30 protein-coding genes are annotated in these 25,174 nt (G+C 52.3%); 24 read left to right on the forward strand and 6 right to left on the reverse strand.

What is annotated here, in order from left to right; all coding sequences use genetic code 11:
- From JWG43_RS19660 to JWG43_RS10675, 8 genes are all read left to right on the forward strand, one after another.
- On the forward strand, nucleotides 1-170 hold a 170-nt coding region (locus JWG43_RS19660), incomplete at its 5' end, for a transposase (RefSeq protein ID WP_371925180.1).
- 409 nt (nucleotides 171-579) lie between these two features.
- The gene (locus JWG43_RS10650) at nucleotides 580-1,023 is read left to right on the forward strand and encodes a hypothetical protein (RefSeq protein WP_205242908.1); all 444 of its coding nucleotides are present in this window, start codon (nucleotides 580-582) and stop codon (nucleotides 1,021-1,023) included.
- Nucleotides 1,024-1,121: 98 nt separating this feature from the next.
- The gene (locus JWG43_RS10655; protein WP_205242909.1) at nucleotides 1,122-1,940 is read left to right on the forward strand and encodes a hypothetical protein; all 819 of its coding nucleotides are present in this window, start codon (nucleotides 1,122-1,124) and stop codon (nucleotides 1,938-1,940) included.
- Complete coding sequence (locus JWG43_RS20235; RefSeq protein WP_205242910.1) at nucleotides 1,937-2,203, forward strand: type II toxin-antitoxin system PemK/MazF family toxin; 267 nt, start codon at nucleotides 1,937-1,939, stop codon at nucleotides 2,201-2,203. The genes JWG43_RS10655 and JWG43_RS20235 overlap by 4 nt, the downstream gene beginning before the upstream one ends.
- Nucleotides 2,196-2,330 carry a hypothetical protein gene (locus tag JWG43_RS19915; protein WP_275888456.1) on the forward strand — a complete coding sequence of 45 codons (135 nt, stop codon included), beginning with the start codon at nucleotides 2,196-2,198 and terminating at the stop codon, nucleotides 2,328-2,330. Before JWG43_RS20235 ends, JWG43_RS19915 begins: the two co-directional genes overlap by 8 nt.
- Before the next feature lie 6 nt (nucleotides 2,331-2,336).
- Nucleotides 2,337-2,753, forward strand: a complete 417-nt coding sequence (locus tag JWG43_RS10665; RefSeq protein ID WP_205242911.1) for a hypothetical protein — start codon at nucleotides 2,337-2,339, stop codon at nucleotides 2,751-2,753.
- Between the two features lie 59 nt (nucleotides 2,754-2,812).
- Complete coding sequence (locus JWG43_RS10670) at nucleotides 2,813-3,511, forward strand: Fic family protein (RefSeq protein WP_371925174.1); 699 nt, start codon at nucleotides 2,813-2,815, stop codon at nucleotides 3,509-3,511.
- Between the two features lie 289 nt (nucleotides 3,512-3,800).
- The gene (locus JWG43_RS10675) at nucleotides 3,801-4,034 is read left to right on the forward strand and encodes an RH3 domain-containing protein (RefSeq protein WP_205242913.1); all 234 of its coding nucleotides are present in this window, start codon (nucleotides 3,801-3,803) and stop codon (nucleotides 4,032-4,034) included.
- Nucleotides 4,035-4,104: 70 nt separating this feature from the next.
- Here JWG43_RS10675 and JWG43_RS10680 read toward each other — a convergent pair whose 3' ends face one another.
- Nucleotides 4,105-4,362: a hypothetical protein gene (locus JWG43_RS10680; RefSeq protein ID WP_205242914.1), complete on the reverse strand. Its 258-nt coding sequence runs from the start codon at nucleotides 4,360-4,362 to the stop codon at nucleotides 4,105-4,107.
- Nucleotides 4,363-4,601: 239 nt separating this feature from the next.
- Here JWG43_RS10680 and solA point away from each other — a divergent pair, with 239 nt between their 5' ends.
- The 8 genes from solA (at nucleotide 4,602) to JWG43_RS10720 (ending at nucleotide 10,708) form a co-directional block, all read left to right on the forward strand.
- On the forward strand, nucleotides 4,602-5,756 hold the full coding sequence (gene solA / locus JWG43_RS10685; RefSeq protein ID WP_205242915.1) for an N-methyl-L-tryptophan oxidase: 1,155 nt from the start codon (nucleotides 4,602-4,604) through the stop codon (nucleotides 5,754-5,756).
- A 101-nt stretch (nucleotides 5,757-5,857) separates the two neighbouring features.
- Complete coding sequence (locus JWG43_RS10690) at nucleotides 5,858-6,154, forward strand: type II toxin-antitoxin system RelE/ParE family toxin (RefSeq protein WP_205242916.1); 297 nt, start codon at nucleotides 5,858-5,860, stop codon at nucleotides 6,152-6,154.
- 3 nt (nucleotides 6,155-6,157) lie between these two features.
- Complete coding sequence (locus JWG43_RS10695) at nucleotides 6,158-6,460, forward strand: addiction module antidote protein (RefSeq protein WP_205242917.1); 303 nt, start codon at nucleotides 6,158-6,160, stop codon at nucleotides 6,458-6,460.
- A 161-nt stretch (nucleotides 6,461-6,621) separates the two neighbouring features.
- Entirely contained in the window at nucleotides 6,622-6,729 is a 108-nt protein-coding gene (locus JWG43_RS20240) for a type II toxin-antitoxin system RelE family toxin (protein ID WP_205242918.1), read from the forward strand.
- A 76-nt stretch (nucleotides 6,730-6,805) separates the two neighbouring features.
- A complete protein-coding gene (locus JWG43_RS10705) occupies nucleotides 6,806-7,543 on the forward strand; it encodes a class I SAM-dependent methyltransferase (protein ID WP_205242919.1) in 738 nt (245 codons plus the stop codon).
- A gap of 145 nt (nucleotides 7,544-7,688) precedes the next feature.
- Nucleotides 7,689-8,714: a hypothetical protein gene (locus JWG43_RS10710; RefSeq protein ID WP_205242920.1), complete on the forward strand. Its 1,026-nt coding sequence runs from the start codon at nucleotides 7,689-7,691 to the stop codon at nucleotides 8,712-8,714.
- A 300-nt stretch (nucleotides 8,715-9,014) separates the two neighbouring features.
- Nucleotides 9,015-9,530, forward strand: a complete 516-nt coding sequence (locus JWG43_RS10715; RefSeq protein WP_205242921.1) for a GNAT family N-acetyltransferase — start codon at nucleotides 9,015-9,017, stop codon at nucleotides 9,528-9,530.
- The gene (locus JWG43_RS10720) at nucleotides 9,530-10,708 is read left to right on the forward strand and encodes a serine hydrolase domain-containing protein (RefSeq protein ID WP_205242922.1); all 1,179 of its coding nucleotides are present in this window, start codon (nucleotides 9,530-9,532) and stop codon (nucleotides 10,706-10,708) included. The genes JWG43_RS10715 and JWG43_RS10720 overlap by 1 nt, the downstream gene beginning before the upstream one ends.
- A gap of 212 nt (nucleotides 10,709-10,920) precedes the next feature.
- On the opposite strand, the gene JWG43_RS10725 is transcribed toward JWG43_RS10720, so the two are convergent.
- The gene (locus tag JWG43_RS10725) at nucleotides 10,921-11,118 is read right to left on the reverse strand and encodes a hypothetical protein (RefSeq protein WP_205242923.1); all 198 of its coding nucleotides are present in this window, start codon (nucleotides 11,116-11,118) and stop codon (nucleotides 10,921-10,923) included.
- Nucleotides 11,119-12,150: 1,032 nt separating this feature from the next.
- Between JWG43_RS10725 and JWG43_RS10730 the strand changes: the two genes are divergently transcribed.
- The 8 genes from JWG43_RS10730 (at nucleotide 12,151) to JWG43_RS10765 (ending at nucleotide 19,887) form a co-directional block, all read left to right on the forward strand.
- A complete protein-coding gene (locus JWG43_RS10730) occupies nucleotides 12,151-12,498 on the forward strand; it encodes a hypothetical protein (protein ID WP_205242924.1) in 348 nt (115 codons plus the stop codon).
- A gap of 8 nt (nucleotides 12,499-12,506) precedes the next feature.
- Nucleotides 12,507-13,487 (forward strand): ankyrin repeat domain-containing protein, encoded by a 981-nt coding sequence (locus JWG43_RS10735; protein ID WP_205242925.1) that lies wholly within the window; start codon nucleotides 12,507-12,509, stop codon nucleotides 13,485-13,487.
- A 109-nt stretch (nucleotides 13,488-13,596) separates the two neighbouring features.
- Nucleotides 13,597-14,571 carry a transposase gene (locus tag JWG43_RS10740; RefSeq protein WP_205242926.1) on the forward strand — a complete coding sequence of 325 codons (975 nt, stop codon included), beginning with the start codon at nucleotides 13,597-13,599 and terminating at the stop codon, nucleotides 14,569-14,571.
- Nucleotides 14,572-14,781: 210 nt separating this feature from the next.
- The gene (locus JWG43_RS10745; RefSeq protein WP_205242927.1) at nucleotides 14,782-15,675 is read left to right on the forward strand and encodes a SphA family protein; all 894 of its coding nucleotides are present in this window, start codon (nucleotides 14,782-14,784) and stop codon (nucleotides 15,673-15,675) included.
- Between the two features lie 53 nt (nucleotides 15,676-15,728).
- Entirely contained in the window at nucleotides 15,729-16,475 is a 747-nt protein-coding gene (locus tag JWG43_RS10750) for a C39 family peptidase (RefSeq protein WP_205242928.1), read from the forward strand.
- Nucleotides 16,444-17,928, forward strand: a complete 1,485-nt coding sequence (locus tag JWG43_RS10755; RefSeq protein WP_205242929.1) for a RimK family ATP-grasp domain-containing protein — start codon at nucleotides 16,444-16,446, stop codon at nucleotides 17,926-17,928. Before JWG43_RS10750 ends, JWG43_RS10755 begins: the two co-directional genes overlap by 32 nt.
- Entirely contained in the window at nucleotides 17,925-19,157 is a 1,233-nt protein-coding gene (locus JWG43_RS10760) for a carboxylate-amine ligase (protein WP_205242930.1), read from the forward strand. Before JWG43_RS10755 ends, JWG43_RS10760 begins: the two co-directional genes overlap by 4 nt.
- Nucleotides 19,150-19,887 carry an N-formylglutamate amidohydrolase gene (locus JWG43_RS10765; RefSeq protein WP_205242931.1) on the forward strand — a complete coding sequence of 246 codons (738 nt, stop codon included), beginning with the start codon at nucleotides 19,150-19,152 and terminating at the stop codon, nucleotides 19,885-19,887. The genes JWG43_RS10760 and JWG43_RS10765 overlap by 8 nt, the downstream gene beginning before the upstream one ends.
- 239 nt (nucleotides 19,888-20,126) lie before the next feature.
- Here the strand turns inward: JWG43_RS10765 and htpX are convergent, their stop codons facing one another.
- From htpX to JWG43_RS10785, 4 genes are all read right to left on the reverse strand, one after another.
- On the reverse strand, nucleotides 20,127-21,017 hold the full coding sequence (htpX, locus tag JWG43_RS10770; protein WP_205242932.1) for a protease HtpX: 891 nt from the start codon (nucleotides 21,015-21,017) through the stop codon (nucleotides 20,127-20,129).
- A 325-nt stretch (nucleotides 21,018-21,342) separates the two neighbouring features.
- Nucleotides 21,343-22,338 (reverse strand): hypothetical protein, encoded by a 996-nt coding sequence (locus tag JWG43_RS10775; protein WP_205242933.1) that lies wholly within the window; start codon nucleotides 22,336-22,338, stop codon nucleotides 21,343-21,345.
- 102 nt (nucleotides 22,339-22,440) lie between these two features.
- Nucleotides 22,441-22,986, reverse strand: a complete 546-nt coding sequence (locus tag JWG43_RS10780; RefSeq protein WP_205242934.1) for a GNAT family N-acetyltransferase — start codon at nucleotides 22,984-22,986, stop codon at nucleotides 22,441-22,443.
- Between the two features lie 276 nt (nucleotides 22,987-23,262).
- Nucleotides 23,263-25,122: an AMP-dependent synthetase/ligase gene (locus tag JWG43_RS10785; protein WP_338033260.1), complete on the reverse strand. Its 1,860-nt coding sequence runs from the start codon at nucleotides 25,120-25,122 to the stop codon at nucleotides 23,263-23,265.
- Between the last annotated feature and the right edge of the window lie 52 nt (nucleotides 25,123-25,174).

A 25,174-nucleotide genomic window follows, 5' to 3' on the forward strand; every position in this document is an offset into this window, starting at 1 on the left:
ATGACTCAAGGGTTCGCAAGGGACATGCCCCTGAAAATCTGGCCGTATTGAGACATATAACCCTCAACCTCATCCGCCAAGAGAAAACGGCCAAACTCGGCGTGAAGAACAAACGACTCAAGGCGGGGTGGGACAACGACTACCTCGCTAGAGTTTTGTTCGCGCAGTAATTTTGATGCGATTGCCCTGGTCATGATTTCCCGTTGAGGCTAGGAGAATTATCCACATCACATGATATTTGATCTTGTCCGACTTTTAAGCATGCAAACTTGATTGAAATCGGAAAATATTTCGGTTGTAAAGGTTTCAGCACGGTCAGTAATGCAATTGAGTGATTGAGTTACACGAATGAGGACTGGAAATCATAACAACATCTAACTGTTATAAGGTTGAAAATCAAAAAGAGTCAAATATAGACTTGCCCCCCATATGCCCCCCATAATACTCAAGGGTATACCCTGAAAGAAATTGGGGATTGTCTCGGTGTTCATTATACAACGGTCAGCAAGGTGGTGAGAGGAAAGATAAAAAAAAATATTTCAAGACCTGAGCCTTGTTGTGAAGTGAAACGGAGGAAAAATGAAATTATTGACTGCTATATTGATTTTGTTATTTCTATCTTACCCTATGTTTGCTGAAGATAAAAGGCCAGATGAGTTTCCTGTAGTGTCATATAACAATTTAAAAACAGAAAATTTCAATGTAAAAATATATACTGCATTGAAGAATGGAGAAAAATGGGTTTATAATCCTCTTCTGGTTATTCAGGGATATCGCAATATTACAGATACAAGATTCGTAAATATTATGATGAGACATGACAGGGGAGAAAATCCTTTAAATTCAATTATTACAGTAATTGAAGAAGGATATCTTGATGATTCTGTTAGAGGGCAGTGGTTCCAGTTTTATTTGGAGCGCAAAAATTCAGAATCCTCCTGGAAAATTAAAGAGATTCGTCAGGCATATTTATGTGGAAGAATGAACTCGCCAAAAGAATTTTCGAAAGAACCATGCCCATAAAAAACAGTCTAACGAATAAGGTTAGATTCTGCGAGCGCAGCGAGCCATAATCTGAACAGCCGGCATTCAGCGGTCAAAAATAGCACGCAGGTGAAATAATGAAACTTTCAGAGCAAGAGGCCAAACTTTATTTTGAATCAATGTGGACGCTACAGTTTTTTGTAAATCAAAAGCTCCGGATTTATGACATAAATACTTTTGATGAGTATGCTGATACCGGTGCTGATGTGAAGGAAAAAATTCGTGACGCACTTTTCGAAAACCCAAATTTAATCGATTCTTTTGTTCAAGAAAATCCTCAAAATTTTCCGGAAACAACTTTGAGAATCATCTCAGAATGGAAAAATTTCATACGCGGAAATTTTTTCATAGAACGACTTTTAAAGAAATACGCAATTTTCATACAAGAAGAAAAAGTATACGCAGTAGTTGGACTTTCGCAGAGCTTTGATGAGTTAATTCATCATTCGACCTTACCTTTATATGTCGATACGGTCTTATTGCCATTTCAAGGTAAAATTATTTATGACGGTCTTTTGGGATTTCGAAATATCTACTTTGGGGGTGGGATTAAACGAAGCCTAAAAGAAACCTATATGCGAGCCAAGCAAAACAATCGAATTATCGATGATTTGGGGACACTTCACGATAAAAATCAAAAACCTGTAAAACTCAATTCATTAAAAGATTGGACACCTGAATTGAATGAGTTAGCCAACAAGGCTAAAAACTTGAAGGGATCTGCGGAGCACCCGGCGATTTACAGTCCGGCATTCAGTCTAGTAAAAGCAAGCATTGAATTCGCTCAACTTGCTGTCTCGGGATCAAATGATTCAGAAAACCTTCATAAAACCCTGAAGAAAGTAAGCCGTGCATTCAATAAAACTCATTCGACACTTTATCGTGAAGAGTATTGACAGAAGAAAAAGGTCACTGGCCAGCGTTGGTTGTCAGCAAGGATCTTTTCAAGAGCAGCACAAGTTGGGCTATTGAGTGCCCAATGACAACTACAGACCGTGGCTTCCCCTTTCGCGCACCAATTCCGGAGGGAAGCAAGTTGACCGGTTTCGTCATGGTTGAGCAAGTACAATCAGTTGATTACCAAGCTCGCCGTGCCAGACGTATCGAGCGACGGAATGAGGAACTGTTGTCTGAAGTACTGTCAATAGTAGATGCTTGATTTATGGATAGGCCAGCCAAAGTATTCAGCAGACCGCCAACAACAGCGGCTGCTGATGCTGAAATTGGGTGAAAGAGCTGAAGGCAAGGATGCGCCGCCAGCAAGATGTTTTTTTGATATTTCATGAGGTATCATGTTCAACCGAAAAGTATTTTCTGACATGCGAAGGGCCGGCATGGATGTTGGCGTTTCTAAAGCCAAGCTATCCGAAGCCATGCTCGATGTACTTCTTCAGCTTCCAATGGGATCGAGCAATCTGAAGCAAACCATCGTTGCTCGCCTCGGGTTAATCGGGCAAATGGCTACGACTCGCGACCTCAATGAAGCATGGACGCAAACGAAAAAGAAGGCCGCAAAGCTCTATCCTGATAAGTTCATTCTTGATGGGAGAAATAACCTGAAATGGAACGACGGGACGGTACAAGTTATCGATAAGTATATTTCACCTGCCAACTATAAGAAACTCAATGAGTTGGCTGTCAAAAAAGAATGTTCTGTAAACGCGATTATTGCTGAGCTTCTGAAGGCATATAGTAAAGATGTCGGCTAACGAATAAGGTTAGATTGCGCGAGCGCAGCGAATCACAATCACGGGACACGCCGAGATCGGTGAGCGAAATGAATGAAACGCATTGGCACATCAAGCCAAATAAAGCAAAAGCAATGATGCTTGCCAAGCGTCAATTAGCTGAGTTTGTATACGACGCAGTTCAATTGGAAGGGATTAATTTTACCTTACCGGAAATCCAAACACTTCTGGATGGAATTACGGTTGGAGGCCATAAAGTATCCGACCAGCAAATAGCATTGAACCAAGCCGATACATGGCGCGCCTTATTTGGGTTAATTGATAAAAATCAGTTTGAAATCACCCAGGAACAAGTCTGTGCTTTACATCTCATAGCGGGTAAGGACGAGGCATTGGAGTGGGGGAAGTTTAGATCTGGTGGGGTTACTATAGTAGGGACAAGCTATATGCCGCCACAGGCTGATTCGTTACCAGGGCTGTTTGAACAAATGGTTCATGACTCATATAGTATTCCCGATGTGTACGATCGTGCTATTCATTTCTTCCTTACAATGGCGAGATACCAATTTTTTTATGATGTGAATAAGCGTATGGGGCGCTTCATTATGAATGGGCTTCTGTTGAGCTGCGGATATCCCGCGATTAATCTTCCCGCGAAGAGACAATTAGAGTTCAACCAATTGATGCTCGATTTTTATGAAACTGGTCAGCAGAAACCGATGAATATATTTCTGCGCTCCTGCTTAGATGAAAAGGTCATAAAAATTATGAAAGAATAATTTTTTAAGGTGCAGAAGGGGGTCAGGTCTACTTTTGGCTTTTGGGTGAAATAAGCTCATGAGTACCAGTTGGGGTTGGAAGCCGGTGGCATTGTGTTATGGACCGTCCACCAAGGAAGAGTAGGGGGGGTGCTGATGTGCTCCGGCCAGGCAGACAGCAGGCTGCAGCCGCTGTTGTTCTGCTGTGTTTCGTTGCGCGGCCGAACCAACCCTTTCGTTTTGATTGTTGCGTTGATGTCATAACGTTCAAACGTTATAATGTCAGGACAATTGTTTTGGAGGTGACATTATGGCAACACCAGCCAAACGCGCCACTGTATATTTCGACCCCGATATACATAAGGCGCTGAAATTAAAATCTATTGAAACATCGAAATCAATTTCCGATCTCGTCAACGACGCCGTTAAGGCAGCGCTGGCGGAGGATGCTGAAGATTTAGCGGCCTTTGAGGAAAGAGCCGGTGAGCCGCTGATCAGTTTTTCAGAAATGTTGAAAAGGCTGAAAAATGATGGCCGGATATGAAATATTTTTCAAGGAATCGGTTTGGAAGGAACTCGGAAGGCTTCCGAAAAGTGACCTGAAAAAAATACTTTCACGGGTTGAGCAACTCGGAAACGATCTCCGGCCCATGGGCTGCGAAAAACTCACCGGCCTTGAATTGTACCGCATCCGTCAGTGAAATTATCGTATCGTATACTCGATCCAGGATAACGAACTGACGGTATGGATGATCAAAGTCGGCAATCGAAAAGATGTCTATCGGTAGCGAACCAGGCCTGGGCGCGGACGTCACAGTTTCCTGAATCCGTGACGGCTGAACCCTTTTTTTGATATATCTTGCTGCAAGCATGTTATATTTGCAACTAAACCCTTGAAAAAAACTTTCAACAGCCGCCCTTCGGGGCATTCGTCCGCACGACATCTTCATTGCCCGTAACCGTCCGATAAAGTGTACTTTAATCGAACGGTCACGAACAACGAAGCTGACGCACGGACGAACGCTCACGGATTCAGGAGTTTGTTTGACCAATAGTTGTTGTTCTCGGTCTGAGCGGCATTCCGCAAGGAAAGAGACAATCAGGAGGCTGCATGCCCATATATGATTTTATCATTATCGGTTTAGGGACAGCCGGTTCGGCAACCTGCATGACATTAGCCCGCAGGGGCTTTCGCGTCTTGGGCATCGATAAACACCGCCCCCCACACGCCATGGGAAGTCATCACGGCGCCTCACGGAGTGTACGCCGAGCCTATCTGGAGGGCACCGCTTATGTGCCGATGGCGATGAAATCCTGGGAGCTATGGCGGAAACTGGAAAGAGATTCCGGGCGGGACCTGCTGGTCGCAACTGGCAACCTGACCATTGGCCCACCAGACAGCCCAGCTGTTGCGGGGTTTATGGCCAGCGCACAGACATACGATATTCCCCACGCAGTCTTCAACGCATCCGAAGTCCTCAAAAAATGGCCGCAACTGGCCCTGCCGGACATATTTGTCGCAGGGTTGGAAAAAGAGGCCGGCATCGTGTTTCCAGAATTGAGCATCAAGACTTTTTTAGCAGAGGCTGAAAAGGCGGGGGCCGATCTGGTTTTCGATGAACCGGTAAATCGGTGGTCGGAGGACCATGGTCATGTGCAGGTTCATACTGCGCGCAGAGCTTTTGAAGCCGGTCGGGTGCTCATATCGGCAGGCGCTTGGACCAACGGGCTGCTCGAGTTGCCTGAAAGTCCTCTGCAGCCAAAACGGGTTCCTGTGCATTGGATAGAAGTTCCGGAAGATCCAAGCCTTCGCTTGGGCAATTTTCCGGTTTCCTTCTGGCAGGTACCCGATCATGAGCGTTTGCAAGCCCCGAAAAACCATACAGAGTTTTATATTCTGCCGGTGATTCATCCTTCATCGCAAATGAAGATCGCATTGCACAACAAACTTGCCGATTGCGATCCAATGACGCTTGATCGATCGGTTTTTCCGCATGAGGTCGACGGCATAAAAGAAATGATTGGACGCTTTTTACCCCGCCTTCGCCATTGCCCGATTACTTCGGAAGTTTGCATGTACACCATGACATACGACGGCCATTTTTATCTCGGAAAACGGCCCGGATCTGAAAACGTTTATGGTACTGCACTTGCCGGGCACGGTTTCAAATTTGCTCCCGTTCTCGGGGAAATACTTGCGGACCTGATGACTGACGTCTCTTCGGAAGTCGATATAAAAATGTTTTCACCTGATCGATTCAGCTGATGATAGAACAAATCAAACCGAAGGGGTATCTGCATGGAGATTAGTTTTCTTAACAAACAGCTTGCTTGACCTTTTGTATTCGATCGATTACATATTTTGATATGTATACGGTTAAAACATTACCCGAATTTGACAAATGGCTTAATGGTTTGAAAGACCCCATTACGCGTCTTCGCCTGGGCCGCCGTCTCGATAAAGCGCAGCGCGGTACCCTCGGTGATGTGAAACCGGTGGGCGAAGGCGTCTTTGAAATGAGGGAACATTTCGGTCCAGGCTGGCGAATGTACTACGCCAAGCGGGGTGAAATTCTGATCGTTATGCTTGGCGGCGGAGCCAAAAACAGTCAGGAGAGCGATATTGCCAAGGCCAGAGAACGTGAAGCCACTTTGGAGGATTGAACCATGAAAAAAAATATTGCAGATCTGCCGGATTTTGATATGTCCCAACAACTGAAAAACGAAGAAGACATTGCTGCTTATATCACAATGGTGATTGAAGACGGTGATGCCGCCGAGCTGGCCCACGCTCTGGGGGTAGCCGCCAAGGCTCGTGGAATGAGCGAAGTTGCCAAAGCCACAGGGCTTACCCGCGAAGCCTTATATAAAGCGCTTAAACCAAACGCTAAACCTCGATTTGACACGATCAATAAGGTATGTGCAGCCCTTGGCGTCCGTCTAGTGGCTCAACCTGTTCATCCTCATTGAATATTATCCATTTCCGACAATGCTGGCAGATACTTTTATGAAAAGGGATAATGGGGTCAGGTCTGTTTTTGGCTTTTACGGTGAAGTCAGTGCATGAGTACCCGTTGGGGCTGGAAGCCGGTGGCATTGTGTTATGAACTGTCCACCTCACCGGCCTTGAATTGTACCGCATCCATCAGGGAAATTATCGTATCGTATACTCGATCCAGGATAACGAACTGACGGTATGGGTGATCAAAATCGGCAACCGAAAAGATGTTTATCGGTAGCGAACCAGGCCTTGGCGCGGACGCGCGGAAGATCGCTGCGTGCTGGTAAGGCATATCGTTGGACAGGGGGAAGCACTTGCAAGAGACAAATCGCCTTTATACGGATCTGGCATGGTTGTGGCCGTTGTGGGGAGGTGCCGCAGCGGAATACGCGGATTACAGTGAACATGTCATCGCACTGATACGCCAGTACTCTGAGCGCGAAGTCCGCACCTTGCTGGACATCGGCTGCGGGGGCGGGAAAAATGTCTACAACTTGAAGCGTTCTTTCAACGTCACCGGATTGGATCTGAGTCCGACAATGCTCGCACAGGCGAAGGAACTGAACCCGGAATGCACTTTTGTCCATGGGGATATGCGGTCGTTCAGCCTCAACAGAAGCTTTGATGCTGTACTCATGGACGATGCTATCGCACACATGAACAATCGCGTGGATTTCGAGGAGGCGTTCCGCGCAGCCTATGCCCACCTGAACCCGGGCGGTGTCATGGTTGTCACACCGGATGTGACCGTCGAGAATTTCCAGCAGAACAAGACCACGACCTTTTCGGCCACGAAAGACGGCCTGGACGTTGTCTTCATCGAAAACGTCTATGATTCTGATACGAGTGATGAGCAATATGAAACGACGATACTGTACTTGATCCGGGAGCAGGGCAGCTTGCGGATTGAGACCGACCACTGGGTGATGGGTATCTTTACTCTGGACACCTGGCGACAGGTTTTGCATGAAACCGGCTTTCAGACGCACGAGAAACAATACCGCCTTGGCGAGGATGAGTACACAGTGTTTGTCTGTGTCAAGCCGCAATGAATGCCGAATAAAGGCGTGAACCTCACAGGCCTCCGCTTCGCTGCGGCCGGCAGATCACACAAGGTGTTGAAGCATCAAAATAGAAGGGGTAGGGTGATACAGGGGCTGGTTTTTCAGAGACTCAGGAGCAACGCGGAGGGCAGGGGTGAAGGTGCTGGTTTATTTTCTGGGGGTTTTCGGGGGGCTCATCATTCCCGTGGGCGGCTTTATCGCGGTTGCGATATTCGGCCCTTCGGCCTATATCCCGGTTCCAGGGGTGGACCCGGCCCCCTACGTCGGTAGCCAGCGATTCGACGATGGCTCCCGGGTCATCGTCGCTGAGACCGTCTCGCCATCGGAGGCACGAAGCCTCGCTCGTCGCACGGCAGAAAGGATCGAGACGCGGCGACTGGAAAGCATTGCAGGGGTTCACCGGTACCAGCGTGTTACCGGTGGTTACGGTCTGGTCGGCGCAATTGATCGATACGCCGTTCAGGTCGACGCGGCGGATCGCGAAACGGTTGAGATGCGGATGAATGAACTGGGGTTCGTGACCGCCAATCCCCGCCGTAACCCGGTCGCGGTCGCGGTGGGTGAGCATCTGCGACTGACCGTCTCACTGGCAATCCTGTACCTGCTTCTTTATGCGTTGTGGATGAGCCGGGGTGCTGCCTGGGCGGCGCGGATCGACTCGGACCGCGCCGTGGCGCCCATCGATGCCGATACAATGCGAGGTCGCCTGCTCGCGCTCAACGGCGTCGATGCACCCTTTTCCGTGAGTGAAGCACAGAAGGGTCGACTGCGCGTGCACTGGCGTTATGCCGATGCGAAATGGCAAGGACTCCTCGAGCAAGGAGCTGTGCGCCGGGTATATACGATCGAATTGCAGCTCGATTCCCGTTCCAGGCGAGTACGAGCCATCCACACCGCCCAGGGAACCCATACCTCGGCATCGCTGCTCGGACGTGCATGGTTTCGTTTCTACTGGCATCGAAGTATCCCCTTCCTTGATCGCCGGCACGGTCGCGAAGTGGGGTTACTGCTCGACGATGAGGGCAATTGGCGGGTGCAGGATGCGTACCGCTATCGTTTCAGTGTGGAGGAGATGCGGCAACCCTTGGTCGAGGCCGTCACCAGGGGGGGCTGGAGTTGGTCCCCCGTGCTTACCTTTTTCCGCCCGGTTGGTGGTTAGCCGACTCACTCATTATGTGCTAATAGATTCATTGACGATTTATCTGTCGGGCAGCGGCAATTTCGCAAACGACACTCCAACTGAGCCGAATAACATCGGGCCACTGAATTCAACCCCAGACAGGACCTATCAGAGCATATGCACAGAGACCACCATACAATTTGTATAGATCGAGTTCACCCCGATGAGACCGAAACATTGCTGAATCTGTATGTTGATCTCTTTCATGATCGAGAACCCTTGACGAAATGCCTTGGTTTGAGCAGGGAGCGCATGATTGCGGTTGCGCGGAGTATGTATATGGCGAATGCCAATCCGATATCGCGTGGATTTTGCTGGATGGCGCGGGATGGCAACGCTGCGATGAGGGAAATCGGGTTTATCGCTTGTGATGACCCGGCTGCGGAAAGCAACCAGCCGGTTCCAGAAAATCTTACAGACCACGAAAGAGAGAGGATCTCGGCTCTGCTGGCTTTAATGGAAGAAATTCGCAGACCCGGGAAAAAACGGATCGGGTCGGAAGCAGACAAATGCTTGCACATAGCCGCGGTAGGGGTTGCTCCTGGATACGAAGGGGCGGGTATCGCAACGAGCCTTCTGCAAAAGGCTCTTGCTGATGCGACCGCTCGTGGTTTCACTCACGCGTTTTCGGAATGCACAAGCATCGCATCGCGCAAGTGTCATGAAAAAATCGGATTCCAGAGTCTTCATTGCGTTGCTGTCAACAAATTTTCGGTCAACGGGGCATATCCGTTTTCAAGGAGCACTCTGGCGATTTGCCTGCTGTGGAAAGACCTGGCAAAGAGAGCTTGCTGATGTCAGAAAATCCAGACCTGGCCAGAAATTTACTTGAAGACTTGCTGCGCGGACTTGCGAAGAGCAGAAAGGGGAACCAGGCAATCGTAGCGGTTGATGCACCGAATCAGTCATTCAGGTGGATTGGCTCGGTCGGAGAGACGGAGGCGGGTGATCCTGTCGTCGAGAACACGCCTTTTTTCATCGCAAGCATTGATAAACTGTACAATGCCACCATCGCGATGATGCTTGCCGAGAGCGGCAAACTGGACCTGGATCAATCAATCCGCGGTTACCTGCCAAATACCATAACTCACGGACTGCATCAGTATGGCGGGCGTGACCGTACGGCAGAAATAACCCCCAGGCATTTGTTGACGCACACCTCCGGACTTGCTGATTGGTTTGAAGATTACCCCAAAGGAGGTTCCAGTCTCGCCGAAATCGTGTTTGCGCAAGGAGACCGGATGTTGTCCATCGACGAGCTTGCTGGTCATGTGCGCGAGCGCCTCAAAGCGCATTTCCCTCCGCAGGATTTGCCCGGGAAACGTCCAAAAATTCGTTATTCCGACACGAACTTCATACTCATGGCCGAAATTATCGAAGCGGTGACAGGCCTGCCGCTGCATGAAGTTCATCAACGGATGCTCTATGAACCCTTTGGGCTGGCCCAGACCTGTTTTTTCAAGCAGAGCCAGCCGTTGCTGCTCACTTCGGCGCCGATGATTCTGCGCGTCAACGGTGAGCCCCTGCATATCCCATTGCTGATCCAATCGGTTAAGGGAATCTACAGCACGGTTGCGGATATGATGAAATTCATGAGGCGGCTCATGAAGAACGAAGTGTTTGCATCCCCTGAGACACTCACCGCCATGATGAGCCCTTGGCGCCGGTTCGGTTTTCCAATGGACCGCGCCGCACTGCGTTCTCCCAGCTGGCCGATCGAATACGCGATTGGCATGATGCGTTTCCGCGTGCCGCGTTTATTTTCCCCCATCGCGCCCATACCCGCAGTGCTCGGTCATACGGGTTCCACAGGGTGCTGGCTGTTCTACTGTCCTGAACTGGATGTAGCGATTGCAGGTTCAATGGAAGATGCAGCGGCAGGAGCGGTGCCATTCAGAATGGCACCCGATATACTGAAAATACTCATTAAATCAGGATGGAAGGCGTCTGGTTCCAAGGGATTCAGGGTATAGAATACCCAAGCGCATGGTATATCATGTCATGAGCCGTGGAAGGAAAAAGGAGAGACTTACCTTCAATATTCATACCACCACCCCGTTACATCATGGAGGCTCTCGGTTCATATTCTTCGGTGTTGGAATGAATAGAGCCTTGACGGTGCTGACAACACCTGCTAGAAAAATTATATGCGAAAAGTGATTTTCAGGTAACTTCCGTCATCTCCTCATTCCTGAAAGAGGTGAACCAAATGACCGATCCCGTCCGCACCTGCTTGATGTTTTTCGTTATTTTTCTTTTTGTTATGACATCGACCACCAGCATGGCCCAGCAAACTCACAGTTTTCAGCCATCGCCTGCGCTGGCGGCACTCTTCCAGCAGATTGAGCGAACCATGCTGGTTGAACGCGGTCTCACCTTTCAACGTTTCCAGAACGATGCGCCTCCGGCGGTTGTGGCCTTGTCACTAGGCTTCGCCATGCAAGCCCAGTTCCGCTCACACATCAATGAAAACCGGGAGCACTGGCCGTGGTTTATGGCGCTAGAGGATGATGTGGCGGCCTACTTTGACTTTATGGCTCGGGCGCGCAGTTTTCGCGATAGCGACGGGAAACCGCTCACCTCCGAGGCACTCATGGAGGTGATGCGCGATGCGCAGCGTGGAGAAGCGAACGAACTCGCCGGCCAAATTTTCAACTACGACCCTGGGACCTGGGCACCGCCGATTCTTGGTAATGCGACCGGTCGAGATCCGGCATACTGGACTGCACCGGCACCTTCACCCCCTCCCGCACCGCCCCGGTCAGATCCTTCGGGAAGAGGGACGGCAACGTTCGGTGCATCACCTGCGCTTTTTCCGGATCCCCCCACCAGGTTCCAAAGGGACATGACCGGCACATTTGGGTTTCCCTGCTTTGAGAATGGCCGTTGCGCGCAGGGGGTCTGCCGAGGCGGTTTATGCGAAGTGTGTGGGGGCCCAGGTCAACCCGCCTGCGAGGATGACATCCCATGCTTCGATGCCCGCTGGGGTTGGGTGCCAGTACCCGGCCCCGAGGGGCGCTTATACTGCGCCAGGGATCGGACACTGATCCGTGCCGGGGACTGCGGATCAGCTGGTTTTCCCCCGTGTTACGGAAACCAATGCGGGGGCCGCAGTGTTTATAATCCTTTCTCACCAATCTGTATTGCGTGCGGCTGGGCCGGAAATCCCTGCTGCGGGGAAGATAATTATCCATTATGTGACGACCGATCTGTCTGCAGAGACGGCCGCTGCGTCGATCGCAACTTGGAGCCAACTAGGGAGGAACCGGCGGCCTGTGAGGGATTACGCCGAAACCATGCAAGAGCCCAAGAAACCTATGATGAAGTGAAACGCCAATGGAGCGAAGGAAATTATTGGAAACGTAACCCGATTACAAAACGAAGGCAAACAAATGGTGTCCTCGAAGAAAGTCTCATGCGGGAAGAAAAGAAGCTGCAGGAGTATCTTGCCAAGGGCGAAGACGCCTTCGCCATAGCGGGCGGATGGACAACTGCCACCAATATACGGGGGGGAATAGCCCGTCTTGAAGGCATAGATAACCCCGCTCCTTCCCAACGGGCACGCTTGCAACGCGAGCGCGAGAGGCTTGAGCATTGGAAAAGAAACCACGCCAAAATGATCGCTGAAATGCGAGAAAGGATCGAGATGTTAAAACGGGCAATTGCCGCCCACCAAACATTATACCAGGCAGAACTCCTGGAGCGACGAAGGGAAATCACCAATATTCGACATCAGATGGTGGACTTGGGTTGCCGGCAATGAGCAGGAAAATGCAGATCGGCCAAGGCCTTTTGGCGCTTGATGCAGGTGTCGATGCGCCAGGCCCGATGCAATTAGCCGCTCGAGGTAATGGCATGCGTTTCATTGACTTCCCAATGGCTGCACGATGGATCAGAATTGTTGCAGTAGCGCTTTTGGGTTTCTACCCCACAAGTTCCTTTGCAGAAACGGATAGCGGGAGCGGCAACATCCGCATGACCCCGATGGCAGCGGAGATGGCTCTGGCGGGCGAAACAATTCAAGACCATGCCACGACAACAAGTCGTGACCAGCAGAAGAGCGCAGATCGCGCATTCGGGCCTTGTGCGGGCCAAAGGCTGGCCGGCGCTGCCACATCGGAGTGGCGATTCTACGGCCAGCACGACCCCAACCGTGCCGAAGACGTTTGCGATGCCGTGGCGCAGGGGGATCTTGGATTCCTTGGCGCAATGGTCCGCCATGGGATGAATATTGACATCGCGGATGAACTGGGTCGAACCCCGCTTATGTGTGCCCTTGACAGTGACGTTGCTGGTTTCCTGCTGCAGCACGGCGCCGACCCGAAAGCTGCGGACCAAGACGGATTCACAGTCCTGCACTATCACCTTCGGTCCGAGGCCGCCCTTGCCCTTGTGCCTGTCCTTTTGGAGCACGGTGTGACCCCGCAAACAGACGGTCCTCCGTTACTGAGAGAGCTGGTTGTCCGCTTCATTGAGTGGAAACACTATGAGCAGGGCAAGATCCTGCTCCAAATGCTGGTCGCCGCCGGCTGGGACATCGACGAGCGCGACCTGCATGGCGACACGCTGCTGCATGTTGCCGCGCATAACGACAACCTGCCGCTGGCTGAGAGCGTGTTGAGTAACGGGGCGGAACCAGGCTTGCTTGATGGTGAGGGAAGGACTGCGGCGGCGATTGCACGCGAGGCAGGGTCCATCAATGTACTCGATGCGCTCTTTACAGTTGGTGAACATACCCCCAGGAATGGATGAAATAACGCCGGGATGACAAGGATGTAAAGGGGTCAGATGTAAAGGGGTCATGTAAAGGGGTCAAGTCTTCTTTTGGCTATTTTGATGAAGCATGGTACAAATATAGATTATGTCTAGACCATTACGAATAGAATACCCAGGCGCATGGTATCATGTCATGAACCGTGGAAGGAGAAAGGAGGAGATATTTCTGACCCGGGGAGATTATGATAATTTCATCAAAATTCTTCAGGAGGCATCGGAAAACTGGCATATCAAGATCTCCGCTTATTGCCTGATGCCCAACCATTATCATTTGCTGGTCAATACGCCGAAAGGCAATATCTCACGGTGCATGCGACATATCAACGGTATCTATACCCAGCGATTCAATCGCCAGCATAAGACAGACGGTCAATTATTCCGGGGCAGATATAAGGCCGTGCTAGTGGAAGCGGACAGTCACCTTCTTGAAGTTTTACGGTATATCCACAGAAATCCTCTGCGTGCCGGACTGGTAGAGGAAATGGATGAGGTGACCTGGAGCAGTCACCATGGATATCTCTCCGCGGCAAAGAAATGGGCGTGGTTGGACAAGGATGTCCTGCTGACCATGCTCTGTGCAAAAAAGAGCGGTCGCAGGGCGGCCTATGAAGACTTTGTCTCCAAGGATACCTCGGAGGAAATTGAACGTTTCTACTCATTGAAAAACCTTCCCTCCGTGTTAGGTGGAGATGCATTCAAGGATTGGTTGAAAGAGAAGTTTCAACACCTGTGCTTTCATGAAGAGATACCTGAATCCCGGATACTGGCCCCAACAGCGGAAGAGATTATCCGCGAGGTGTGTGATCACTTCCAGGTCGAGAGAGAACAGTTGACCGTTACCCGGCGAGGCCGGGAAAACCTTCCCCGGGACATGGCTGTTTATCTTGTCCGCCTTCTGGGTCATTCAACCTTGAACGAAGTAGGGAAATATTTCGGCATGAAGAACTACAGCACGGTCAGCAGTGCGGTGGAGCGGTTGAAGTCACGCATGAAAAAAGATCGGATGGTCCGGAAACATCTTGATGAGGTCCGGGAAAAGCTGAAAAAAGGCCAAAAATAGACTTGACCCCTTAACAAAAGTAGACTTGACCCCTTAATCAACTGTATTTCCCTGGCACATTCCCCGGTAATGTTTGGGGGCCTGTTCAGGGGGCAGCTCATCTTGTAACATGCCGCTTTACGTGAAGCTGTGCCGACCGGTCTGTTGTTTTCAGGATGCATTAAGTCCTGATTTTATCCACTTGTTATTCCATTTCAACAGGAGTTGCCAATGAAAAAATTTATTGTCGCGGTCAGTTTGCTGTCCTTTGTCGTCGTTGCCCTGCCGACCAGCGGCTGGTGCTATGGCCAGCCGTCAGTGAACCTCGGGTTCACCAGTTTCGTCGATGGTGGTCCACCGGCCGGCCCCGGGTTCTATTTCCAGCAGTACCTGCAGTATTACACCGCTGATGAATTCGTCGATGGCCCGCCGACCGCCGAAATAGATGTCTGGGTCAGTCTGACGCAACTGCTCTACCAGTCCGACCAGGAATTGCTGCTTGGTGGCAAGTGGGGGATGAACGTCATGTTGCCGATCGCCAGCTTCGACCTGAACGATGCCTCGGGATTATCCGCCAACAGCGGCATAGGAGACCTGCTCATCGGTCCCTATCTACAGTGGGATCCGATCATGGGTGCCAACGGCCCGGTGTTCATGCATCGCATTGAACTACAGATGATTTTTCCGACTGGTAGTTATGATGAAAACGTAGCCATCAATCCCAGCAGCAATCATTTTTCTTTTAACCCCTACTGGGCGGCGACCGTTTTCCTGACTCCTCGTTGGACTGTGTCCTGGCGCCTGCATTACCTGTGGAACGATGAGAATGATGATACCGGGTTCCAACCCGGTCAGGCGGTCCATGCCAACTTTACCACGGCCTATGAAGTTATTCCCAATCACCTGCGCCTCGGGATCAACGGTTACTGGTTCAAACAAACGACCGACAACGAAGTCAACGGAAACGCCATCGATGGACGGGAGAAGGTCCTTGCCATTGGTCCCGGGCTGGTCTGGCACTTCAACCAGAAGCAGCACCTGTTCATCAACGCCTTCAAGGAGTCGAGTGCCGAGTTTCGCACCGAAGGTGAGCGGGTGACTTTGCGGTATGTGCATCATTTTTAAATGCAATCTGTATAGGGTGACCCGTCATTTGCCCGTTGTGAGTGTTTTCGGAAATGATGAAATCGCTGGTTCCTTTTGAAATAGCCCCCCAACCGGATGAGATTACCTGCGGCCCGACCTGTCTGCATGCAATCTATCGCTTTTACCAGGATCCGATCAGTCTCGAGCAGACGATTGCCGAAGTATCAATGCTCGAAGAAGGGGGGACGCTCGCTGTGCTGCTTGCCTGCCATGCATTGGAGCGCGGCTACCGGGCGACTATTTACACCTATAAACTGCAGCTCTTCGATCCGACCTGGGCTTCCTTGTCGCCAACGGCCCTGGCTGAAAAGCTGAAAGCCCAGGCTCGGTACAAGCCGGATGAAAAGTTGCGGATTGCCACCAGCGCCTATCTGCAGTTTCTTGAGCTGGGCGGAGAGCTGCGGGCCAAGGATTTAAACGGCAGACTGCTGCGCGCCTTTCTCAATCAGGGGACGCCGATCATCACTGGACTGTCAGCCACTTACCTGTATCGAAGCCCCCGCGAATATGGACCAAAGTGCGATTATGACGACATCCGCGGGGAGCCGTCCGGACATTTCGTCGTGCTGCATGGATACGATCAGCAGCAGCGCCTGGTGCATGTCGCTGATCCCTTACAGAGCAACCCCCTAACCGGATCACGGAAATATGAAGCAAGCATGGACAGGGTGATTAACGCGATTTTGCTGGGAGTATTGACCTATGATGCCAACCTGTTGATTATTCAGCCTGCAAGGGGGAAACAAAATGCCCAGACCCATCCTGATCGTCGTCGATGATCCGGCGCAGTGGCCCGTTGAGATCGCCGGGGTCGAACGGATCACGGCACGCGCCTATCTGACCGACCCGGGGTATCAGGCCTTGAAAAAGGCGGAGGTCTACAACCTTTGCCGTTCCTATCGGTATCAGAGCAGCGGTTATTATGTTTCCTTGCTGGCCGCGGCCCGCGGCCACAAACCACGCCCCAGCGTCACCGCGGTCCAGGATCTCAAATCACAGACGATCATGCGGATTGCGTCGGACGATCTGCAGGAGCTGATTCAAAGAAGCCTGGCCCATATCCAGTCAAAGGAATTCGTCCTCAGTATCTATTTTGGCCGGAATGTTGCCAAGCGCTATGACCGACTGGCCGCCCAGCTCTTCAGCCTGTTTCAGGCGCCACTGCTGCGGGCTTATTTCGTGCTCGGTGGTAAAAACGGCAAGTGGACCCTGGCAAACATGCGGGTTATCGGTGCCAGCGATATTGCCGAAGAGCATCGGGAATTCGTGGTCACCGTGGCCCAGGATTATTTCTCCGGCAAACGCCGACGGGTTACCCGCAAGATCAGTCGTCGCTATGACCTGGCGATCCTGACTAATCCAGCCGAGGCCGAACCGCCGTCGGATGAAAAAGCCTTGAAACGTTTTGTTCGAGCCGCTGAGCGGGTCGGTTTTTCCACTGAGTTCATCACCCGCGACGATTTCAGCCGGCTCGGGGAGTTCGATGCCCTGCTGATCCGCGAGACGACCAGCGTCAATCATCATACCTACCGCTTTGCCCGCAAGGCTGTGGCTGAGGGGCTGATCGCCATTGACGACCCCGAGTCGATCCTCAAATGCACCAACAAGGTCTTTCTGGCCGAGTTGATGGAGCGCAATAAAATCACGGCCCCCAGGACCTTGATCGTTCATCGTGACAACCGCGATCAGGTGACCGGGGCGATCGGATTGCCGGTGGTGCTGAAGCAGCCGGACAGTTCTTTTTCACAGGGGGTGGTCAAGGTCACGGAAGCAGCGGCGCTCAAGGAAGCGGTCAATAAACTGCTCGACAAGTCGGAGCTGATCATCGCGCAGGAATACCTGCCGACCGATTATGACTGGCGAATCGGCATGATTGACCGGCAACCGCTGTACGCCTGCCGCTACTACATGGTCAAGGGGCATTGGCAGATCCTCAGCCATGACAGCAACGGGGTCAGAAACGACGAAGGGAAGTTCGAAACCCTGCCCATTGAACATGTGCCGACCGCTGTGGTCAAAACCGCTCTGAAGGTGGCGAACCTGATCGGAGACGGACTCTACGGGGTTGACCTGAAGCAGGTCGGTAAAAAGGTCTACGTCATCGAGGTCAATGACAACCCGAGTCTTGACGGTGGTGTCGAAGATCAGGTGCTGAAAGAAGATCTCTATTTACGGATTATGCGGGTGATGCTGCGCCGGGTCGAACGGCGTAAGGAGGGGTGGCCGGTATGAGGCAAGCGGAGTGTCTGCAACTGTTTGCAGGCTACGGCATCGAACTGGAATATATGATCGTTGATCGTGATTCGCTTGATATCCGACCGGTGACAGATCTGTTGCTGGAGCAGGCGGCCGGCGGAATCGTCAACGAGGTCGAGGTCGGACCGCTGTGCTGGTCAAACGAACTGGTACTGCATGTGGTCGAATTGAAAACCAATGGCCCGGCCCGGTCACTCGACGGCCTGGCTTCGGTTTTTCAGGATGGTGTCGCGCAGATCAATCAACGGTTACAGGGTATGCATGCCAGACTGCTTGGCACGGCAATGCACCCCTGGATGGACCCGCATCGCGAAACAGTCCTCTGGCCGCACGACAACAGTCCGATCTACGCGGCCTACAACCGGATCTTCGACTGCCGCGGGCATGGCTGGTCGAACCTGCAGAGCATGCACATCAACCTGCCGTTCCGCGGTGACGAAGAGTTCGGTCGCCTGCATGCGGCAATCCGTCTGGTGCTGCCGCTGTTACCGGCGCTGGCCGCCAGTTCACCAGTCTACGGTGGTGGGGCGAACGGACTGCTGGATAACCGCCTGGAGTTCTACGGTCATAACCAACATATGATTCCACAGATCGCCGGGCAGATCATTCCGGAGCCGGTTTTTTCCCAAAAAGACTACGAGGAGCAGATTCTCCAGCGCAGTTATGCGGCGATCGCGCCCTATGATCCGCAAGGGATTCTGCAGGATGAATGGCTGAATTCGCGCGGTGCCATAGCGCGTTTTCAACGTGGCGCCATCGAAATCCGGCTGCTCGATCTGCAGGAATGCCCGCTGGCTGATCTGGCCATCGCCGCATTGGTCTGTGCCGTGATCCGCGCCCTCTGCCGCGAAACCTGGCGTTCGCTTCATGATCAGCAGCAGATAGGTACCGAGCCACTGGCTGAACTGCTCGTCCGCGTCCTGCAGCATGGCGGGGACGAGATCATCGCCGCGCCCGACTATCTGGCCTGTTTCGGGCACACCGTTGGCCGTCTGCCGGTGTCTTCGTTGTGGCGGTATCTCTTTTCAGCGGTGGAAGACGAGGTACCGTATGTGTATCGTGCCCCTCTACGGCAGATCCTCGAACAAGGTTCACTGGCGCAGCGCATGCTCAGGGCTCTGCCGCCAGGCTTCGGACGAAAGGATTTGCACCACCTCTACCGACGGCTCGCTGATTGTCTTGAGCAGGGAGTGTTGTTTGCATAAGAGTGCCGGTTGGCAGTTGATCTTTTCCTGCGAACATGGGGGCAATCAGGTGCCACCGGAATATGCGGACTTGTTCGATGCCGCCGAGGAGGTGCTTTCCACCCATCGCGGCTACGATCTCGGTATTGCCTCCTTTGCCAGGCGACTGGCAGGGGCCTTTGGCGTATCGTTGACCATGGCCGAGGTGACCCGGTTGCTGGTTGAACTCAACCGCTCCCCAGGTCACCCAGGGCTTTTTTCTGAGTTCAGCAGAGACCTGCCGGCAAGAGAACGGCGCCAGTTGCTGGAGCGCTATTATTTTCCCTTCAGGCAGGAGGTGACGGAGCGGATCAAGGGGATAGTCGCGGCCGGCGGAGCGGTCTGTCATATCTCGCTGCACAGTTTTACCCCGGAACTCAAGGGCGAGGTGCGCCAGACCGATATCGGCCTGCTGTACGATCCGCGCCGGGCTCTGGAAAGGCGTTTCTGCAGTCTGTGGCAGAACCTGCTGGCAGAGAAGCAGGAACGGTTTCGAATACGGCGCAACTACCCCTATCGCGGCACAGCCGATGCCTTCGTCACCGCATTACGCCGATGTTTTCCCGCGACTGTCTATCTCGGACTGGAGCTGGAAGTGAACCAGAAATGGCCGCTACAGGGTGGAGAGGTGTGGTCAGAGCTGCAGGAGCGCTTGCAGCAGAGCCTCTCGTCACTCTGGGCGATGTGGCCGGAACAGGCGAACAAACAGTGAGGCAGGGGGGCCGATTCGAGTTCACCAGCACTCCATCTGTGGACGATCAGGTTGACGGACAAATGTTAAGGTGTGCCAATCAGCCTGCTGTTCCGCGGAGTAGATTGGACTGAGCCATAAAAAGGTGGGGGAAATAGGTGGAGGAAATGACTGTGGCTTGATGGGCAGCAGAAAACTCAAGGCCGTCCAGCATACTGCCACGGACGGCCTTGGTTTGATTTCGATATATTGAATGGAACTTAGCGGATATTTTGTGTTTTCAGGGCTGCAACCCGGTCTTCCAGCGGGGGGTGGCTCATGAAGAGCAGCTTCCAGCCATGGCCTGAAGGTTTGCCGTTAATACCCAGGGCGGCCATCTGCTCCGGCAGGGGTTCCTGGGCCCCTCGTTTCAGTTTTTCCAGAGCGGCAATCATTTTGTCCCGTCCGGCCAGTTGTGCCGCGCCGGCATCGGCCCGGAACTCCCGCTGACGACTGAACCAGAGAACAACGACACTGGCAAGAATACCAAAGACAATCTGGGCGACAATAGTGGTGACGAAATACCCCACTCCATGTCCTTGTTCGTTTTTGAGAATAACTCTGTCGACAAAATGGCCGACGACCCTGGAGATGAAGATGACAAAGGTGTTGACCACACCCTGGATCAGGGTCAGGGTGACCATATCACCGTTGGCCACGTGGCTGACCTCATGGGCCAGAACAGCCTCGACTTCGTCCACGTTCATGAGTCGCATTAATCCGGTACTTACCGCTACCAGGGCGTTGTTTTTATTCATGCCGGTAGCAAAAGCATTGGGGGCATCGGAATTGTACACAGCCACTTCGGGCATGGCGATACCGGCATGGGCGGCCTGTCTCTTGACGGTTTCCAGCAGCCAGGTCTCGGTCTGATTCCGGGGTGTGGTGATGACTTGGGCGCCGGTCATTCGCTTGGCCATCCATTTAGACATGGCCAGGGAAATGAACGCGCCGCCAAAACCGAAAACCGCGGCAAAGACCAGCAGATTAGCGTAATTCAGACCTGTTCCACTTTCGTCAAGGATTCTGTCTACCCCGAGCAGGCGCAGAACAATGCTCAAGACAATGAGAATAGCGATGTTGGTGAGCAGAAATAACATGATTCGTTTCATTCCGAATATTCCTCCTGAAAACAGTGATGTACCAATGGGTTGTGTTGACCTTCAGCGTTATAATATAATCAATCTCTTAGAGCGAGGCAAGGCAGACAGGTCGGCAAAGCGACCGGAGCAGGCTGGCCTGGTCCATGTGGCAGGTTCCTGAATCCGTGACGGCTGGGCGCATGTTTTGGACATATCTTGCTTTAATCAGTTATAATTGCAGCTAAACCCTTGACAATACCTTGCACCAGCCGGCACGGATTCAGGAGGTTGGATAAAGCGCTTGGAAGACCGTACTGGATGGACGGCAGAACAGGACGTTTCAGCTCTTTTTTGATTATCTTTTCCGGAAGATAACTTCGAATTTAGCGGTGATCAAGGCGTTGGCATGATAATTATTTTCCTGGGGAAATTCTACTCCTGGGGCAATATCGAGAAACAGCCAATCCCGGTGGAGACGCTGGCGATAGGTTAAGATGGTGGAATAATTCGCTGCCGTGGTATGGGGGCTTTCCGGCCAGGTACCCGCGAGGACCAACCGCCAACTCCGGCGCGGACTGAGTTCCTTGAACAGGGCCAGTGATTGCTCCGGGGTCCAACCACTTTCATTTTCCTCCCAGGTCAGGCTGGTGGTGCTGCGGAACAGGTAGTCGTTTGCCATTGGGCGGTCAAAGCGGACCTCACTGGTTGTCACCAGTCCATCCGATGTGAACCAGGTGACCCGCTGACTGAGCTGTAACTGCCACAGATCCATGGGGATTAAAAGTCGCCCGCGCACTCGTCCAAAGACCTGGGAGGTGCTGCCCAGGCGAATGCCGATGTCGGTATTGAGAGATCGGAACTCATCCCTTGAGAAAATGCGACGCAGCCCCACGTCTGAATCCGACTCCTTGGCCGTTTCAAAAACGTAACTGATGCTGTCGGGGTCATCGTCGATGACAAATCCATCAACAAAAAACAGCAGGCGGTTCTCCAGCCGCGGCAGGGCGATCCGGAGAGAAAGGTCTGTGACCAGTGAAAAGCCCTCTTCCTGTTCGTATTTGACACCTATGCCTGTGAACAGGCGGGAGCGACGGTTTTCATCATCAAATCGGTCATCACCGAAAAATTGATCAATGCTGTCGATGGAATCTGCCACGGCCGAAGAAACCAGGGAGTGCCAAACATCCCATATTTTTTCGGTCTCTGCTTCCTGTTCTGAACTCACAACCAGGACTTCACCATTACCGGCCACCGGAATGGGTTGTTCAGCCGAGTTGGTTTCCGCATTGACAGTGCAGGCTAAGAATATCAGAGGGGTGAATAAGGCAGACCACTTTTTTTTTACGTCCATGATCATCGCAAGAACTCACAGCCAGAAACGTTCATAGAGATAGGGTCGAAAAAAAACGCAATGTGGAGCGCAGGCAGGCCGCATCTGGCTGTCTTTCCTCTGTCAGGTTGCTGTACTGTTGACGCGGACCATCAGGATTCTTGGAATCAGGTAGCTGCCCATTATCTGGCCCGTATCGGAGAATCCATATTTTTTGTAAAAATTCTGAGCCCTTGTGTTGTAATAAATGACACCAAGCCGCACCTGTTTATACCTGGAAAGCGAAGCCAGGGCAACGTCCATCATGGCCTGTGCGATTCCTTTGCCGTGAAATTTCCTGGCCACAATGAACCAGTCCAGTTCCGGTGCCTCGGCCCGCAGATTGATGAGCACCAGAAAGCCGGCCAGATCACCTGACACCTCAGCGACGAAGACCTTCTGGTCATCGGCTGCGAGGGCTTTGGTCAAAGACTCGGGGGCGGATTTCACCAGATCATCATGGGATTGGAGTTCGTCACTTTGCAGATCGTCACGGTAATAGGTCTTGGAAATCGCGTCCGCAACAAAATTTTCTATATCAATAAAATCAGTTGCCAGACCTTTACGCACCACAACAGATACCGGGACGCTTGCCGTGCTGTGTTTGCTTTTGGGACAATCCCTGGTCATCGCGAGGCTCCGCTTCGTTCTTTTCGCTCACATCTGCCCGATAATAGGACGATATAGTTCCAACAGCACCTGTTGCCTGGTGCTGTTGGATTCGATATCAAGAAAAGTGACCATTTTCATTGCTCGTACCGCCCGATACAGTGTCCTTGAATCGAACGGTCACAGACAATACAGCTGACACACGGACGAGCGCTCACGGATCCAGGGATGAGTAATCGTTCATCGGATGCCGGATAAGGCTGCATGACCTGGTAACTGGAACAGTGGACGGTGTTCTTACGTTGTAGTCCTGGCGCGCCCATGGTGTTGCTGGTAGACGGATTCAATGTCCATTGCGTATCGTGTTGCTATGCGGTTACGGATCAATTTCAACGTCGGAGTGAGAAGGCCGTTGTCAATACTCCATTTCTCCGTGGTGAGAACAACACCGCGGATCTGCGCCGAGGCTGGAAATTTGTGGAGACGTCCGGACACCGTCGCCAGGACCGTGCTTCTGGCTGTTGGATCATGCAGCGCTTCGGCGCTGTTCGGGTCCAGACCGAGTCCGGTTGCCTGCTGCTGCCAGGCTTTGACATCGAGAGACAGCAGGGCAATGATATAAGGTTTTCCTTCCCCCACCACCATTGCCTGCTCAATCAAGGGGTGCTGCTCCAGGGTCATTTCCAGAGGGACTGGAGCTATTTTTTCTCCGGTGGAAGTGACCAGAATTTCCTTGCTCCGGCCGATAATGTAGATATATCCATCCTCAACCCGGGCAATATCGCCGGTTTTCAGCCAGCCTTCGCTGTCCAGCGATTCCCGGGTCTGTTCTTCATTGTTCCAGTACCCCAGCATGACCCCGGGACTTTTCACCTGTAATTCACCTTCCTCGTTGAGGCGGATCTCCACCCCGGGCAGCGGCGGTCCAACGGATTCCGGACGATTGTCATGTTCATGGTTGGCACTGACCACCGGTGCCGCTTCGGTGAGGCCGTACCCCTGGACCAAAGGCAGGCCAAGACCGATAAATTGACGGGAGAGTTCGACCTGCAGAGGAGCACCGCCGGTAACGGCCAGGCGGAGACGACCACCAAAGCGCCGCAGTATTTTGTCGGCCACCAGCCGTTTGAGTACCGGCCAGAAGAGACGGTCTGTTATCCTCGCTTGTGTCCGGGCACGATCAGTAAGAAAACGACGATAGCCGATCTTGACGGCTGCGGCGAACAACAATTGCGCCATTTTGCCTTTTTCGTTCAGTTGTTCCTGGATGCGCGCTGATATTTTTTCGAAGATTCTGGGAACAGAGATAAGAACAGTCGGTTGGATCACCTGTAAATCCTCCGCCAGTTCCTGAATGGAGCGACAGTAAGCGATGCAGCAACCCGCCATCATTGGAATATAGTAGCCGACAGTTCGTTCAAAAGAATGGGACAGGGGCAGAAACGAGAGGAATATGTCGTCGGGTCGGGCCGGGTGGACATCAAGCACAGCCCGACAATTGCTCAGGATATTGGCATGGGAAAGCATCACGCCTTTGGGCAGACCAGTGGTACCGGATGTGTAGACTATGGTGGCCGGATCGTGTGCCTGTATATTCAGTTCCGTGCCGGGAACCGGCTCCTCAGGCTGCTTACCAGGGAGCCACTGCACCGCGGATTGGAGAATATCCAGGTTGACACTCTCGTCTGTTTCCTGAAGACAGATCACCCTTTGCAGAGCAGTCATTTTCTGCCCGCAGTCGAGTAATTGCCCCCATTGTTCGCTATGGTCCACCACCAGGAGACTGCAGGAACAATCGTTGAGGATATAGGTCAAGTTTTCCGGGTTATCTCTGGCGTACAAGGGGACTACGACCAGGCCTTCTGCCAGAGCTGCCTGTTCGCAGCAGACCCAGGCGACACTATTGGCCATCCAGAGGGCGACCCGGTCACCGGGTTGCATGGCGGTCCGACGTAGAGCATTGCGCCAGCGACTGACTTCATTCCCCACCTCCTGCCAGGTGTACCCGCGCCAGATCCCGGCAAGCCGATCAAATTGCCGGTAGGCAACAGCGTCCGGCGTCTTCTGGCAGCGCTGACGAAACAGATCGGGCAATGACATCGCTGCAACCGCGATGGCGGTATCACTGCTGTTTTTGGGTGCGTATCCTGCCTTCACGCTTTGTCTCTCCCTGTCAATATCGTGATGGTTCCGTAAACTGACCACTTCC

Source organism: Desulfobulbus alkaliphilus (assembly GCF_016918545.1).
Taxonomy (GTDB): Bacteria; Desulfobacterota; Desulfobulbia; order Desulfobulbales; family Desulfobulbaceae; genus Desulfobulbus; species Desulfobulbus alkaliphilus.